This is a genomic window from Pontibacterium sinense (assembly GCF_015209595.1).
GTDB classification, from domain to species: Bacteria; Pseudomonadota; Gammaproteobacteria; order Pseudomonadales; family Balneatricaceae; genus Pontibacterium; species Pontibacterium sinense.
In genome coordinates this window covers 43,058-58,133 of sequence record NZ_JADEYS010000007.1, presented here as the reverse complement: position 1 = coordinate 58,133, position 15,076 = coordinate 43,058, and the positions used below count along the sequence as shown (strand labels likewise).

Here is a 15,076-nt window from a genome sequence, read left to right as displayed (position 1 = left end):
GGATGTCTGGGAAACTTAAGGGGTCGCTTGAATAAAGCGCTTAAGCCAAATCTTGCAGGGGGATTTCGAACAGCGGTGTATAAATCGAACCACGCTCCCCCGGTTTACTCTGAAAGAGGACAACCGAATCAGCCAAACTGATCAGATCAACCTCTGGCCACGCTTCTGGCGGCTTAAATCCATTTTTCTTACCTGGCAAGCGTCCCAGCGTGACATGTGGCCTAAAGCTAAAACCTTTGTCTTCCTGCGGAATGCCTGCCTCGGTAGCAACCTGCCCCATCAGATCGTGCAGATGCATAATCTCTTCGTTGGCATTGGGTAGCGCAGCAACCAGCGCCAACTTCTTACTGACACGGTAATAGTCAGTTGCATTGATATGCACCTGAAATGAGGTGCTATCCTTCAGCCGCTCACGTGCCAGAGCTTCTACCTGATCCACCTGCTCCAGACTAATATCGCCCAGGAAACACAATGTCAGGTGGTAGGTCTCTGAATCAACCCATTCTACTTCGACCTGCTTATCGTATTCACAGAGAGTATCTGCGTGGTCAGCTAACCAGCGCACGACGGAATCAGGTAGGGTCAGTGCAAAGAACGCACGAATTTTCATGGATGTGTTCAAAGTATATTCAGAGGAAACCGCTTATTCTGCCTGTTATACAGGCCATGATCAAATCCGCGTTAGCTAAGGGGGTAATCATCCCCCTCAGCACCCGAATCACCCTTTTGCTTTTGCCATTACCCGTTGCGCAGCCTCAGACTTCAACTGACGCTTGATCCAGGCATGTACGTTTGGATAACGATCGTAATCAAATCCAGACAGTTTGGCCCATGCTAATACGCTGGCACCGTGAATATCCGCGACTGTACGCTTATCACAGGCAACAAACTCACGACCTTCCAGGCGCTGCTCCAGTATTGGCAGAAAACGGTCCAATTCAGCATTCGCTTCCGAGATCTTAGCCGGATCACCTTGGCCATCCGGGCTGTACTTCATCTGTAACAGCAAGTTCAGCGAGGGCACTTCCATCTGATTGCTCACATACAGTGACCAACGATAGATGTCGGCCACCTCTTCCGCTGTATCGGCCCACAACAGATTGTTACCGTACTTCTGTGCCAGATAAAACAAGATCGCCTGCGTCTCGAACAGTACCAGATCACCATCAACAATGGTCGGCAGTTTACCCGTAGGATTCAGCGCACGGTATTCGGCGGTCTGTGTATTCGGATCACGGGCCGACATTGATACCATTTCATATTCGACACCCAATGTTTCCAGTGCGCACATCACCATGCTGCCACGGGAAAATACACCACCATAAACTTTAATCATCTGCCATCGCCCTCAGGGATTACTTAACCTGCTTTTCTACAGCCAGCTGTAACTCGTTAATTTTCTTCTTAATCTGCAGCAAGTTCCGATTCAGCTCACGACGTGTCGCATCATAAGCACGCACCGCATCTTCATTATTCTTCACGCGCCGTTCCAAACCGTTTTTGCGCTGCCCATTTTCCAGTGCCGCAGTGCGATCTGTCAGTTTGCGGAGAGAAGCAGTTAATACTGCCTGCTCTTCTGTCATTACTTCTTCACTGAGACGCATCGCCGTTTGCGCCGCTACCACTTCAGAGCGCACCTTTTTCAGGTCAGCGGAAACCAGGTCTTTGACTGAAGACTTGCTTTTATTCACTTCAGCGGACATCGCAGTGATCTTTTTCTGCTGCACGGCTAATGATTGTTTAACGGCATTCAGCGCTTTCGTCTGGGCGGCAATCGCCTTTGTCTCTTCACTAATTTTCTCTGCTTGCGCTTTCAGCTGAGCACCCTGGGATTTTAGTTGTTTATCCAGAGAGTTGAGCTGACTATTTTGACCTGCAATCTGTTTCGCCTGCTTTTCCAGCTCAGGTTTGTTTTTCTGATAGGTAATCGCCCATAGCTTCGCGATCTCAGAATCAAAATGCTTGTACTTATCCTGCGCAGCTTTGCTCATGCTGGTAACCTGATCCAGCAACGTATCTCCCGATTTTTGGGCACTGGTTTCCGCCAGATTCAACAGCCCTCTCATCTCTTTCATCTGCGCTTGCAACTCTGCTACCGACGCTCTCTCGGCCTGCAGCTGTTCATACATGGTCAGCCCCCAGTACCCCAATCCGGAGCAGGCAGCGACCAATAAAATCAACAAAAAAGACTGAAACCATCCGCCACTGCGCTTTACAGGAGGATGCTGAATTTCAGACGCAGTAGCCGCTCCGGCACTGCTTCGGGAAGGTGTAACCCGATCCGGCTCCGCCGGTCCCAGGTCTGGAATATCAAAGTCATCTCGACTCATGCGCTGTCACCAAAATCTCAATCCAATTAACCCAACCACACTAGCAGTTTTACCCTTCAGACAAAAGATTACAGCGAGGCTCATAACGCAAAAAGCCCCGCAATTGCGGGGCTTTTATCAGGGTTCACTAGGGGCTAGTGATTACATCATGCCGCCCATACCACCCATGCCACCCATGCCACCCATATCAGGCATCGCAGGTGCGCCACCTTCAGCAGGCTTATCAGCAACCATCGCTTCAGTTGTGATCATCAGACCAGCAACAGATGCAGCTGCCTGCAGCGCAGAACGGGTTACTTTAGCTGGGTCAAGGATACCCATTTCGATCATATCGCCGTACTCACCGGAAGCAGCGTTGTAACCGTAGTTACCTTCACCCTTTTCACGGATGTTGGATACGATAACAGAACCTTCTTCACCACAGTTGCCAACGATCTGACGCAGTGGCGCTTCCAATGCACGGAACGCCAGCTCGATACCAACACGCTGATCGTGGTTATCACCTTCCAGCTCAGCAACAGCATCCAGCGCACGAATCAGTGCAACACCACCGCCAGGTACTACGCCTTCTTCAACAGCAGCACGAGTCGCGTGCAGCGCGTCTTCAACGCGTGCCTTCTTCTCTTTCATTTCAACTTCAGTCGCAGCGCCTACTTTGATTACTGCAACACCGCCTGCCAGTTTCGCTACGCGCTCCTGCAGTTTTTCACGGTCGTAATCAGAAGAAGTCTCTTCCATCTGCGCACGGATCTGGTTAACGCGTGCTTCGATAGTATCTGCAGCGCCAACACCGTCAACGATAGTGGTGTTTTCTTTAGTGATAGAAACACGTTTCGCCTGACCCAGCTGCTCCAGAGTCGCACCTTCCAGGCTCAGACCTACTTCTTCAGAGATCACAGTACCGCCGGTCAGGATCGCGATGTCTTCCAGCATAGCTTTACGACGATCACCAAAACCTGGTGCTTTAACAGCAGCAACTTTTACGATACCGCGCATGTTGTTCACAACCAGAGTTGCCAGCGCTTCGCCTTCAACGTCTTCTGCGATAATCAGCAGTGGACGGGAAGACTTAGCAACCTGCTCCAGTACCGGTAGCAGATCACGGATGTTGGAGATCTTTTTATCAACCAACAGGATGAATGGCTGCTCAACTTCAGCGCTCATGTTGTCCTGGTTGTTGATGAAGTAAGGAGACAGGTAACCGCGGTCAAACTGCATGCCTTCTACAACATCCAGTTCGTTTTCCAGGCCGGAACCTTCTTCTACAGTGATAACACCTTCTTTACCGACTTTCGCCATCGCTTCAGCGATGATCTCACCAACCTGAGAGTCAGCATTTGCAGAGATAGTACCTACCTGTGCGATCGCTTTGGAATCAGCACATGGCACAGCCATCGCCTGCAGCTGCTCAACAACAGCAGCAGATGCTTTGTCGATGCCACGCTTCAGATCCATTGGGTTCATGCCAGCAGCAACAGACTTCAAACCTTCGTTAACGATAGCTTGAGCCAGTACAGTTGCAGTAGTCGTACCGTCACCCGCTACATCGTTTGCCTGAGACGCCACTTCTTTAACCATCTGTGCGCCCATGTTCTCGAACTTGTCTTCCAGCTCGATCTCTTTAGCAACAGATACACCGTCTTTAGTCACGGTAGGTGCACCGAACGCTTTGTCCAGTACAACGTTACGACCCTTAGGGCCCAGAGTGGTTTTTACAGCGTCTGCCAGAATGTTTACACCAGCCAGCATGCGCTGACGAGCGTCATCACCAAAACGTACGTCTTTAGCCATGATTCAAATAATCCCGTAATCGATAAATTCTTAAAAAAACGATAGGTAACCTGGAGACTATTAGTCTTCCAGTACGCCGTAAATTTCGCCTTCGGTCATGATCAGCAGTTCTTCGCCACCAACTTTAACGGTGTTGGAGCCTGCGTAACCACCAAACAAAACTGTATCACCCACTTTAACAGTCAGTGGCTGAACGTCACCGCTGTTAAGAACACGGCCTTCGCCAACTGCAACTACTTCACCCTGATTAGGTTTTTCTGCAGCAGCGCCTGGCAGTACGATACCACCAGCAGTGGTAGCTTCTTCCTCGTTACGACGAATAACAACACGGTCGTGAAGTGGACGAATTTTCATCTGTTCATTCTCCTGATCTAACTGATCGAAAAACAATATGTTATTTGTTTTAAGCCCGGATGGTTCCACCATCCTTAGGCGGTTGTTTCCTAGATGGGGTCGGTAAAATTGATTTCAACACCCAACCCATAGAATTTTTGATTTTTTTTGGTGCAACTTAGTCTTTGTGGTGGTACTCGCCATCAATCACATCACCGGATTGTGGCCGAGATGGCTTATCTTTCTTAAATGGCGAATCGCTGTATTTAGTGTCACCCTCTGGGACTTCAGACGGTGAATCAGGCTGACTTCCGGATGGGGGAAAACCGGCTCCCATAAAAGGAGACTGTTGATGATGCATCGCCACCACGGTGAAACGGCTGATCATCGCTTTGGCAAGTCCCTGACGGGTATACGGGATAAGGCAACAGAAACCAATCACATCGGTTACGAAGCCGGGCGTCACCAATAACGCTCCTCCCACCGCCAGCACAATACCCTCAACCATTTCACTGCCGGGTATTTCTCCCTGATTGGCCCGCTGCTGAGCGCGAGCCAACGTAGAAAGCCCCTGATACCGCAGCATATTGACACCCACAAATGCAGACATCACCACCAAACCCACGGTATACCAGGCACCAATCGCCTGACCCACCTGAATCAGCAACGTGATTTCGATGATAGGAACGATAATGAACAGCAGAAAAAGAAACCGCATTAAATACCTCTGGATACAATTCGGATAGTCATGAGTCATCATGACTATAGCGGGAATATGCCCACACGGGCAGACTTACCACTCGGATCGATGACGTTCGCCTCCCCACCCCGTCAGCAACCTATTATGTGTAACCCTATATGGGGTTAAAAAGGTATATTTCACCCCCTACTTTGGGATAAATTTTCATTCATTGCGCACCTGCACATAAATTTTACGCACCTGCAAAATGCATTATTTTTCAGCCAGTTAGCAGACGCAGCATTCAAAAACCCCAAGAAACAGGCATAAAACATAGGGGATAACGCTTAATTTTACCTATTCAGATTCTAGACTTTTGTGCAAAAGCGATATAACGTTTGCTTACGCAAAATGACGCAACGCACAATAAAAAATAGAGTTAACCGAGAATAAGGTAACCCCGATGGAACTGAATGATAAAGTTATTGTAATTACTGGCGGCGGTCGCGGCCTGGGTCGTTCAATGGCACTGGAACTGGCTGGTAAGGGTGTAAAGCTGGCTCTGGCTGACCTGAGCCAGGAAGCACTGGACGAAACTGTCGGTCTTTGCATGGAAAAAGGCGTGGAAGCACGTGGCTACATCTGTAACGTTGCGGATGAAGCAGATGTCGAAAAACTGTTCCAGAACGTGGTTGCCGACTTCGGTACTCTAAACGGTGTTGTGAACAACGCGGGTGTTACCCGTGACGGTCTGTTCCTGAAGGTTGATCGTGAGACGGGTAAAGTCGCTAGCAAGATGAGCATGGATCAGTGGAACCTGGTTATGGACGTTAACCTGACCGGTACTTTCCTGTGTGCACGTGAAGCCGCAGCTCAGATGATTGATCTGGGTGTTGAAGGCTGCATCATCAACATCTCCTCTATCTCCCGCCACGGCAACATGGGCCAGACTAACTACACTGCAACTAAAGCAGGCGTAGAAGCGATGGCTGTAACCTGGGCTAAAGAACTGGCACGCTACGGCATTCGTGCGACATCCATTGCACCAGGCTACATCGGTACTGAAATGGTTATGAGCATGAAACCTGAAGCACTGGATAAGATTGCAGCAGGTATTCCAGCTAAGCGTCTGGGCAAACCAGAAGAGATCGCACGTACTGTGACCTTCATTCTGGAAAACGACTACGTGAATGGTCGTTGTATCGAAGTAGACGGCGCACTGCGCATCTAATTCTCGATACATTCTCCAAAAAAACCGGCCAATGGCCGGTTTTTTTGTGTCCAAATTTCTCACTTTGGAAGAATGACCTATAGAATATCCGAGTACGAATAACACTTCGTACTCAGCCCGGCCGCTTCAAACGCCTGAGCTCTTTTATTCAACCTTTACGGCTGTCTTCTGTGGCAGAACGTCTATTCCAATCCAGTGACGCGCCATCACGATCAGCAACAGCACCGGCAATCCGATCAACGTTGTAAAGATAAAGAACCAGTCGTACCCGATACTGTCCACGATGGAACCGGAATAACCACCCAACACTTTCGGCAATAAGGTCATCAGCGAGCTAAATATTGCATATTGCATCGCCGTAAAAGAGATACTGGTCAGGCTGGATAAAAACGCCACAAATGCCGCGCCAGCTAAACCTGCCGAGAGATTATCAGCGGCAACTACAATATAAAGCCACAGTAGATCCGCACCTTTATCCGCAAGAATCATAAACAGAAGGTTGGTCACAGCCGATAGAAACGCCCCCAGAAACAGAATCCGCATCACCCCCTGACGCATGGCCAATAATCCGCCAAGAAAACCGCCCACGATGGCCATCACCACTCCAAAGGTTTTTACTGCTGTCGCAATCTGTTCTTTGCTGAACCCCATATCCAGATAAAAGACATTGGAAATCACACCCAGTACGATATCAGAGATCCGGTAACTGCCCACCAGCAACAACAGGAACAATGCAGCTTTTACTCCGTAGCGGTCAAAAAAATCACGCACTGGAGCCACATAGGTTTCATCAACCATCGAGTGTTGGACCAAACCGGTTTTCAACAAAGCCCCCGCCACTACAAAGCTCACACAGGCCGCCAATACCAAACGCAGCGCTTCAATAACAAACGAACCTAGCGCCTGATTTCCAACAAACTCGGCCAGACCCTCTTTCAGCAATACCGACTGCTCTGACGTGAAATAAAAACAAAGGATAAAACTGGCGAGCGCCAGCGCAAACAGCACGCAAAACCGACCGTATTCGAGTGCACTGTACGTATAGTTGCGCTGTTCACTCAGTGCAGGCTCTTTAATAATCAGAGTTGTCGCAATCCCCACCAGCATCACCGCAGCCATGATCCAATAGGTATTGCTCCAGGCGTTGTACTGATAGTTGCCCAGCTCAGTACCAAAGCCCGATGCCAGCACTAAAGCCCCCGCACCCGCCACCACCATCGCCACGCGATAACCCGCGATATAGGTTGCTGACATCATGCTTTGCAATCGTGTATCCGCCGCTTCAATACGGTAGGCATCAATCACAATATCCTGCGTGGCAGAAGAGAAACCCAACGCAACAGCCGCCAGTGCCATCGCTGTCTGACTCTCCGGCCCCAACGCCGGATCAATGCTCGCCATCGCGCCTATTGCAGCGATGATGGCAAACTGCGCCACTAGCAACCAGCTACGCCGTCGCCCCAACCAACGCGATAACCAGGGCACAGGCAATTGATCCACCAGCGGCGCCCAGACAAATTTGAAGGAGTAACCCAGTGCAGCCCAACTGAAAAACGTAATCGCAGCACGTTCAACTCCGGCTTCACGCAGCCAGAGCGAAAGAGAAGAAAAGATAAGGAGAATGGGAATTCCCGCAGAGAACCCCAAGAACAACATCACAACAACACGGGGATGAAGAAAAGCCCCAAGCGATTCACGCCAGCTGGCCTGAGGCTCCTGCATAAGCAGCTCCGTTTTAAGTCAATTAAAGCATGTTGCGGTGAGACAACGATCAATCGCGGAAGTTGTTAAACTGGAGAGGAATATCCAGATCAGATTCACGTAACATCGCAATCACCTGCTGCAGGTCATCACGTTTCTTGCCCGTCACACGTACCTGTTCACCCTGTACTTGTGTCTGCACTTTCAGCTTTTTATCGTCTTTGATCATTTTGGTGATCTTTTTCGCGGTAGGCTGATCCAGACCCTGCTTCAGTACAACCGTCTGACGCGCACGCATGTTAGCCATTTCAGCATCCTTAACATCCATACAACGGATATCAATTTTGCGCGCGACCATCTTTGTCCGCAGAACATCCATCATCTGCTGTAGCTGGAAATCAACCTCAGCAATCATCACGATAGAATCATCATTCAGCTCGAATGTGGCATCCACGCCTTTAAAATCATAGCGTTTATCAATTTCACGGTTGGCCTGATCGACAGCGTTGGTCAGCTCATGAGTATCCAGTTCAGATACTACGTCAAAAGATGGCATTGATTGCTCCTGTAATTTTAACCAATACTGGGATTTTATATGAGCCTCTGACCCATTTCACCCTGTCGTTCAGATAGTTATCATTACAGCTCTCCCTCGAACCGAAGCGATACACAGGAAAACGAATCAATGGCTGATCACTGGCATATTTTGGGTGCAGGCTCTATCGGCTGCCTCTGGGCCGCCCATCTGGTAAAGGCTGGCCACAAGGTGACAATGATTCTGCGGAATTCCCACCGATTGGATGAATTTGAGAAAGCGGGATCGGTTCGTCTGGAAACAAATGACACAACCGAAGACTATGCAGTTGAAGCCTGTCTCGCTGACAGATGCGATAACATCAGCCATCTACTGGTGACGACTAAGGCATACGATACCGCCAGCGCCATCCAACCGCTGAAGGACAAATGCCGGTCCAACGCATCAATCGTGATATTACAAAATGGAATGGGCGCTCAGCAGCAAGCAGCAGAACTTATGGCGCCGATCAATGTTTGGGCCGCATCCACAACCGATGGGGCCTGGCTTAAGTCTCCTTTTCATGTGGTGTATGCCGGACACGGAGAGACTAAAGTGGGCGCACTCTCGAAGGGAGATCTGCCCAACCTCCCTGCCGGGATGACACCGGCAGCACCACTCAAATTAGTGGCAGACCCATCGATTGAACTCAGTCTATGGCGAAAGCTGGCGATCAATTGCGCCATCAATCCACTCACCGCTTTCTACGATTGCCGCAATGGAGCCTTAGCCGAAGACCCGGAGAAACATCAGCATATGGCGCGGTTGTGCTATGAGATCGAACAACTCTGTCATCACAAGCATCTGAAACTGTTTGACGGGCCAATTCTGCAACAGGCAGAAATTGTCGCAAAAGCCACAGGCAGCAATTTCTCCTCAATGCTTCAGGACGTGCGCCATCAACGTAAAACGGAATTAGATTTCATTACTGGCTATTTGTTAAAACAAGCGCAAATCGCGGGCATAGAACTTCCTGCCAATGAGCAGCTTTATAACGACTTGAAAGAAAAGTCAGAATGACAAGATGTTCATGAATGACCTTCATCTTCCACTGACTGCCTTTCAATTGCCCATTGAGCTAACAAACCCTACACTACGCGGCGCCTGTTACTGGAGCCTAATAACATAGGGATAATCGGGAAGACTGGTGAGATTCCAGCACTGCCCCCGCAACGGTAAACGACATAGGTGACCGCATATCCACTGGATTTTAAAAGTCTGGGAAGGCGCGGTCTCCTCCGCGAATAAAACCGCCTGTCGTGAGTCCGGAGACCGACCAGTGACCTCATTTTCTGACAGTGTGCGGTGGGCACATTGCAAGGGGAATCATGAAGAATACACTGTCTCTGTCTGCTGCCCTGCTGGCAGCCCTGCCTGCTTACGCGCAGGATACTCAGCTGGATACGGTCATCGTATCTGCCACCCGTTTCGAAGCTTCCGGCAACACCACACCAACAATGGTCAACGTTGTGTCCGCTGAGCAGATCGAAGCCAGCGGTGCCAACAACATCGCTGATGTTTTACGTACCCAACCCGGACTGCATCTGCGTGACGCCTCAGGTACCAATAATCGCGTTGCAATCTCCATGCGTGGATTTGGCCAAAACAGCACCAACAACGTGCTCGTACTGGTCAATGGACGCCGCCTGAACAATCAGACACTGGAAGCGCCGAACCTCAACCTGATTGCACTGAACGATATTGAGCGCATCGAAATCATTCAGGGTAGTGCGGGTACGTTATACGGAGAACAGGCCGTTGGTGGTGTTATCAACATCATTACCCAACCCATTACCGATGCTCAGGGACGCATCAGCATCAGTCGAGGTTCCGATGATCAGGAACGCTACAACCTGGCATACAGCCGAGGATTTGATAACGGTTTTGGTCTACGCCTGAGCGCCGAATCCCAGCATGCAGATAACTACCGTGATCATAGCGCCACCGACTTTAACAACGTTTTTGGCGAAATTGAGAAGATTCACGACAGCGGACGCGTGTTCGTTGAGTTACAGAAAACAGAAGATGATGTAGAGCTGCCCAACTCTCTGCATATTAATCAGAAACAGGCCAACCGTCGTCAAAGCACCTCATCTGATTTCCTTAATTACGACAGCGACGTGGTTGTTCTGGGTCTGGAACAGGACCTGGCAGAGCAATGGGAACTGCGAGGTGAATACAGCATTCGCGATACAGACGGTAAGGGTATTCTGTTTTCCGATTACACTCAGGATACGCGGGTTAAATCCTTCACACCCCGGTTATTGGGTAAGCTAGGCCACGCAGATATCACGCTGGGTTACGACCGCCACCGTACCGATTACGTACGCGGCGGCTACTCTCCGCAAACCCGCCAACAAACAGCCAATGCGATATACGCCCGTGCGCAGATGCCACTGATCTTAGATGATCTGCAACTGACTATTGGTGGCCGTGAAAGCCGGGTAAAGGATATCGACCTTCGCAATAACCAAGACAACTCCCAGTCTCGTTTTGTAAAAGAGATCGGCCTGACCTATCAGCTTTCAGCAGAACAGCGTGTTTTCCTGCGTCGTGACGAAAGCTTCCGTTATGCCAATATGGATGAACTGGCGGCTCTGCCAGCCGGTGAAACCTTTCTGAAACCACAGGAAGGCACCTCACTGGAGTTTGGCTGGGAATGGTCTCAATCCACCACTCAGCTACAAGCGACAGTGTTCCAGTTGGACCTGGATAACGAAATCAAATACAACGCGACCACATTTGCCAACGAAAACCTGGACGAATCTCGCCGCCGCGGATTGATTCTTAGTGCCCGTCATGGTCTGACGCCTGATCTGCAGCTAACCGGAAACTACAGCTATACGGATTCAGAGATCAAGGCTGGCACGCATGCAGGAAACGAAGTTCCTTACGTCCCTAACCACAGCGTTGCACTGGGACTCGACTATCAGCTAACAAACGAAACCAATGTCTATCTGGACGCTAAATATACCGGCGCCCAGTTCAGGGATGACGATGAAGCGAACAGCCTGAGTCAAGTTGGAGGCTACACGGTGGTCAACGCTAACGTACGTTGGTCGTTCCAGCAATGGGATGCGTCACTGCGTATCAACAACCTGTTCGACAAAGAATACGATGCTTACACCATCGCCGCACCCTGGCTTCCGGGAGGTAGTGCCTACTATCCTGCAGCCGGTCGCCAGCTGATGCTGACATTAGGCTATAGTTTCTAACAGATTCAAACCACGGGGCCGTCATTGGCCCCGTTTTGTATGAGGCCTACACATGTCTGACCGTCTAAATCGCATCTACACCCGTACCGGTGATCAGGGCACCACTGCACTGGCCAATGGCTCCCGCGTTGCTAAAACTCATCCTCGTATCGAAGCCTTAGGTACGGTGGATGAACTCAACTCCCTACTGGGTGTCTTAATTGCGGATCTGGAGCCAGAGCACGCGCTCGTCAACGACCTGACACCCTTGCAACATGATCTGTTTGATCTGGGTGGAGAGCTCGCGGTGGCAGATGAATCCTATCAGGTGATCACAGAAGAAGTTGTGGAAGGACTGGAAGTTGTTCTGGACCGTCTCAACGAGAGTTTGCCACCCCTGAAGGAATTTATTCTGCCGGGTGGCAGCCGCGTAGCCGCGAATTGCCAACTGGCCCGCAGTATCTGCCGTCGGGCGGAACGACGTATGGTTGAACTGGGACATGAGGAATATATCAATCCTCAGGGTGCGGCATACCTGAACCGCTTATCCGATCTGCTGTTTGTTGCCGCCCGCATTCTCGCACGCGAAGGCACTGGCGAAGTACTCTGGCAGCCACGTAAACAACGTAGCTGAATCCCGGGTTCAGGACTTATTCAGTCCAGCCACTTATAATAGCGAGCCAAGGAACCTACGAATAAGTTCGAAGGTTCCCTAAACACCCTGCCGGCTCTCTGGCATGCGTGAAATCAATCTTCAATTAGGGGAAAAATATGCGTTATTTATTGCTGTCCGCGGCCCTGCTGATTTCTGGCCCGGTGCTGGCCGACTGCGGTATGAAACAAACGTTTTGTGAAAGCAAATGCAAAGTGACCCATTTGGGCGACGATGCAGCTGCGACCGGTTGCAAGTCGAAATGCATCGCTCAGCGTGCCGCATGCTCCACTGAAAAAGGTGCAGAGACTGTGATCGAAGTCGGCAAAAAAGGCGCAGAAACAGCCGTAGACGCCAGCCAGAAAGCCTGGGAAAACACCAAGTCTTTTATCAAAGGCGCGACAGAATAACGACTGTAGGCGAAGCAACTCAGGCGTTAAGCAGTGCTAAACGCGCCTGACTGGCAAACTGGCTGAACACTTTAAAGTCCTGTTCATCCAGTGCGCCTTGCCCTTTTAAACGATCTCCATAAAGCATGCCTATCACTCTTTCCTTCACCACAATCGGCGCCACAACAAACCCCTGACAACGCACCTGTTGAATGAAGTCAGCCGGTATCCGTTCGTGCCAGCCATTTTCGTCGATGTCACTGACCAACAACGTTGCACCACGCGCAATAACACGGAAAAACATATCGTTGTTGCTGCCGTCCTTACTACGGGAAAAATACCGTTGGAGAGGTTCAATAGCATCGCCATCAGACATTTTTGGCTCAAGCCGTGTACCACCGCGATTAAGCAGGCATAGCTGCACACGATCCAGTCGCGTGCAACCCGCCATTGCTTCAATAACGGTTTTCAGAATTGTCGGGAGCGCTTCCCCCTGATTGATCATCTCGGTGACCTGATGCAGGTAATCCAGCTGCTGTTCAGCTGAGGGGGTCTGCTCATCATCAAGCTCAACAACACCCTGTGCGTCATCATCGACAGAACCACTTTGCGCCGTAATAAAGGCCATCTGACGCATCAATTCATCTTTTGCTTCATGCCCACTCGGGGTGTACTTTCTCGCCATACTGGCGCAACTCAGGCCATAGTCAGATGCCATCTGAGAAACTTTTTGATAACAACGCAGTGCCGTCTCGCCGATCTGATCAGCATCCAAACCGGTCACTGTACCCAAATCATCAACCAACTCGCCGTAGGGGTGATCGCCGTGGTCATCAAGATCATACAACTGTTCAAGCAACTGATAACTTAAACCCGCTATCTGAGCAGCATGATCACCTTCAACAAACTCACTTTTCACCGACATCGCGTGCACTACTGACGGAGGATGCCCCCAGCTACGCGCCAGATCCTGCCCCAGATCGCTAAATGTGCCGCCCAGCATTTTCAGCTGGATCTTACGCCAGGGCAGTTCAGCCTTTTTACGCTCCACCAGCATTTTTCGGTAAACCGAAGGCATCGTATGGGCGATCACAATCTCACCCAATCCGTACAACAGGGCATTAATGTAAGCTTCTTCAGCATCACTGACATGGTTGCTGCGTATCGCCAGATCACTGGCAATATTGGCATTGAGAAATGCACGCATCAGCAATCCTGGAGTATTGATATCGGGGTGACTCTTGTGAAAACCCTCAACCAACTTCAAGGTGAGGCAGATGTTTTTGATCTTTTTAAAGCCAATCAACACCACTGCGCGCGACACGACAGTAATAGCCGCACCACCACGATGATAGGTTGAGGAGTTCGCTATTTTCAGAATTTTCGCGGAGAGATTGGCATCTTTCATGATCGCCATCGCTAATGCCATGGCGTCACTCTCTTCGGAACTACTGACTTGTTGAATTCGGTTAACGGTCGTACTGAACACCGGCAAGTCACCCAACCGGTCAAGTTTTTCGTACACAAAACGAAGGGTATCGGAGTAATTCAACAGCCAGTTTCCATCAATGGGTTACAACGCCTGCGACGGCAATTGAGCAACATTACAAGTGACAAGTTCGGGCCAGATCTGTGTTTGATCACAGTAAAATCTGAGCCGGGTAAAGTGGGCATGATCCAAACGAATATGACTCCAGCGCGCGGGATCAATCTTTAAGCAATCTGCGATCAAAGTACGAATCACACCCCCATGTGTCACCAACAGCAGGTGGTCATCGGAGTCATTCAGTAACCCATCCCGGCCAGAGAGCACGCGTTGCTGGAGAGCCTTAATACTTTCACCTCCAGGCGGAGTATTGTGCGCCGGATCACGCCAGAACGCATCAACACGCTCTGGTTGTTCACTATAGACCTCACTGAGCGTTCTGCCATCCCAGTCACCGAAGTCGTACTCCTGTAACCAGGCGACCTCTGCACAGGATAGCCCATATTGCGCTGCGACCTTAATGGCAGATTGAGCACAACGTTGTAAAGGAGAGTACAGAACTTTCTGCCAGCCAATAGAACGAGACACGGCTCTCTCCATCTGTTTTTGGCCCGTGACTGAGAGCGGCACATCAGTTACCCCCTGATAAATACCTTGTGCCTTAGTTTCCCCATGGCGTAACAGATCAAGAGTTAAGGTCCGCATCAATGTCTGCC

15 protein-coding genes and 1 riboswitch are annotated in these 15,076 nt (G+C 50.2%); of the genes, 5 read left to right on the top strand and 10 right to left on the bottom strand.

Going from position 1 to position 15,076, the window contains the following annotated elements:
• Window positions 1–40: 40 nt before the first annotated feature.
• The 6 genes from thpR to IOQ59_RS08600 form a co-directional block, all read right to left on the bottom strand.
• Window positions 41–610, bottom strand: coding sequence for an RNA 2',3'-cyclic phosphodiesterase (gene thpR / locus IOQ59_RS08625; RefSeq protein WP_193952877.1), 570 nt, complete (start codon window positions 608–610; stop codon window positions 41–43).
• A 108-nt stretch (window positions 611–718) separates the two neighbouring features.
• Window positions 719–1,336, bottom strand: a complete 618-nt coding sequence (locus tag IOQ59_RS08620) for a glutathione S-transferase family protein (RefSeq protein ID WP_193952876.1) — start codon at window positions 1,334–1,336, stop codon at window positions 719–721.
• A 19-nt stretch (window positions 1,337–1,355) separates the two neighbouring features.
• Window positions 1,356–2,330, bottom strand: a complete 975-nt coding sequence (locus tag IOQ59_RS08615) for a hypothetical protein (RefSeq protein ID WP_193952875.1) — start codon at window positions 2,328–2,330, stop codon at window positions 1,356–1,358.
• Window positions 2,331–2,471: 141 nt separating this feature from the next.
• Window positions 2,472–4,121, bottom strand: coding sequence for a chaperonin GroEL (groL, locus tag IOQ59_RS08610; RefSeq protein ID WP_228050789.1), 1,650 nt, complete (start codon window positions 4,119–4,121; stop codon window positions 2,472–2,474).
• 60 nt (window positions 4,122–4,181) lie between these two features.
• The gene (locus IOQ59_RS08605) at window positions 4,182–4,475 is read right to left on the bottom strand and encodes a co-chaperone GroES (RefSeq protein WP_193952874.1); all 294 of its coding nucleotides are present in this window, start codon (window positions 4,473–4,475) and stop codon (window positions 4,182–4,184) included.
• Between the two features lie 157 nt (window positions 4,476–4,632).
• Entirely contained in the window at window positions 4,633–5,172 is a 540-nt protein-coding gene (locus tag IOQ59_RS08600; RefSeq protein WP_193952873.1) for an FxsA family protein, read from the bottom strand.
• A 424-nt stretch (window positions 5,173–5,596) separates the two neighbouring features.
• Here IOQ59_RS08600 and IOQ59_RS08595 point away from each other — a divergent pair, with 424 nt between their 5' ends.
• Window positions 5,597–6,364, top strand: coding sequence for an SDR family oxidoreductase (locus tag IOQ59_RS08595; protein WP_193952872.1), 768 nt, complete (start codon window positions 5,597–5,599; stop codon window positions 6,362–6,364).
• Window positions 6,365–6,508: 144 nt separating this feature from the next.
• Here the strand turns inward: IOQ59_RS08595 and IOQ59_RS08590 are convergent, their stop codons facing one another.
• Entirely contained in the window at window positions 6,509–8,086 is a 1,578-nt protein-coding gene (locus tag IOQ59_RS08590; protein WP_193952871.1) for an AmpG family muropeptide MFS transporter, read from the bottom strand.
• A gap of 49 nt (window positions 8,087–8,135) precedes the next feature.
• A complete protein-coding gene (locus IOQ59_RS08585; protein ID WP_193952870.1) occupies window positions 8,136–8,621 on the bottom strand; it encodes a YajQ family cyclic di-GMP-binding protein in 486 nt (161 codons plus the stop codon).
• Window positions 8,622–8,750: 129 nt separating this feature from the next.
• On the opposite strand from IOQ59_RS08585, the gene IOQ59_RS08580 reads away from it, so the two are divergent.
• From IOQ59_RS08580 to IOQ59_RS08565, 4 genes are all read left to right on the top strand, one after another.
• A complete protein-coding gene (locus IOQ59_RS08580) occupies window positions 8,751–9,659 on the top strand; it encodes a ketopantoate reductase family protein (protein ID WP_193952869.1) in 909 nt (302 codons plus the stop codon).
• Between the two features lie 74 nt (window positions 9,660–9,733).
• Window positions 9,734–9,934: riboswitch (cobalamin riboswitch) on the top strand.
• Window positions 9,935–9,967: 33 nt separating this feature from the next.
• Window positions 9,968–11,854: a TonB-dependent receptor family protein gene (locus tag IOQ59_RS08575; protein WP_193952868.1), complete on the top strand. Its 1,887-nt coding sequence runs from the start codon at window positions 9,968–9,970 to the stop codon at window positions 11,852–11,854.
• 52 nt (window positions 11,855–11,906) lie between these two features.
• On the top strand, window positions 11,907–12,467 hold the full coding sequence (locus tag IOQ59_RS08570) for a cob(I)yrinic acid a,c-diamide adenosyltransferase (protein WP_193952867.1): 561 nt from the start codon (window positions 11,907–11,909) through the stop codon (window positions 12,465–12,467).
• Between the two features lie 137 nt (window positions 12,468–12,604).
• On the top strand, window positions 12,605–12,895 hold the full coding sequence (locus tag IOQ59_RS08565) for a hypothetical protein (protein WP_193952866.1): 291 nt from the start codon (window positions 12,605–12,607) through the stop codon (window positions 12,893–12,895).
• Between the two features lie 19 nt (window positions 12,896–12,914).
• Here the strand turns inward: IOQ59_RS08565 and IOQ59_RS08560 are convergent, their stop codons facing one another.
• Window positions 12,915–14,426 (bottom strand): HDOD domain-containing protein, encoded by a 1,512-nt coding sequence (locus tag IOQ59_RS08560; protein WP_193952865.1) that lies wholly within the window; start codon window positions 14,424–14,426, stop codon window positions 12,915–12,917.
• 21 nt (window positions 14,427–14,447) lie between these two features.
• Window positions 14,448–15,065: a histidine phosphatase family protein gene (locus IOQ59_RS08555; RefSeq protein WP_193952864.1), complete on the bottom strand. Its 618-nt coding sequence runs from the start codon at window positions 15,063–15,065 to the stop codon at window positions 14,448–14,450.
• Window positions 15,066–15,076: the final 11 nt, after the last annotated feature.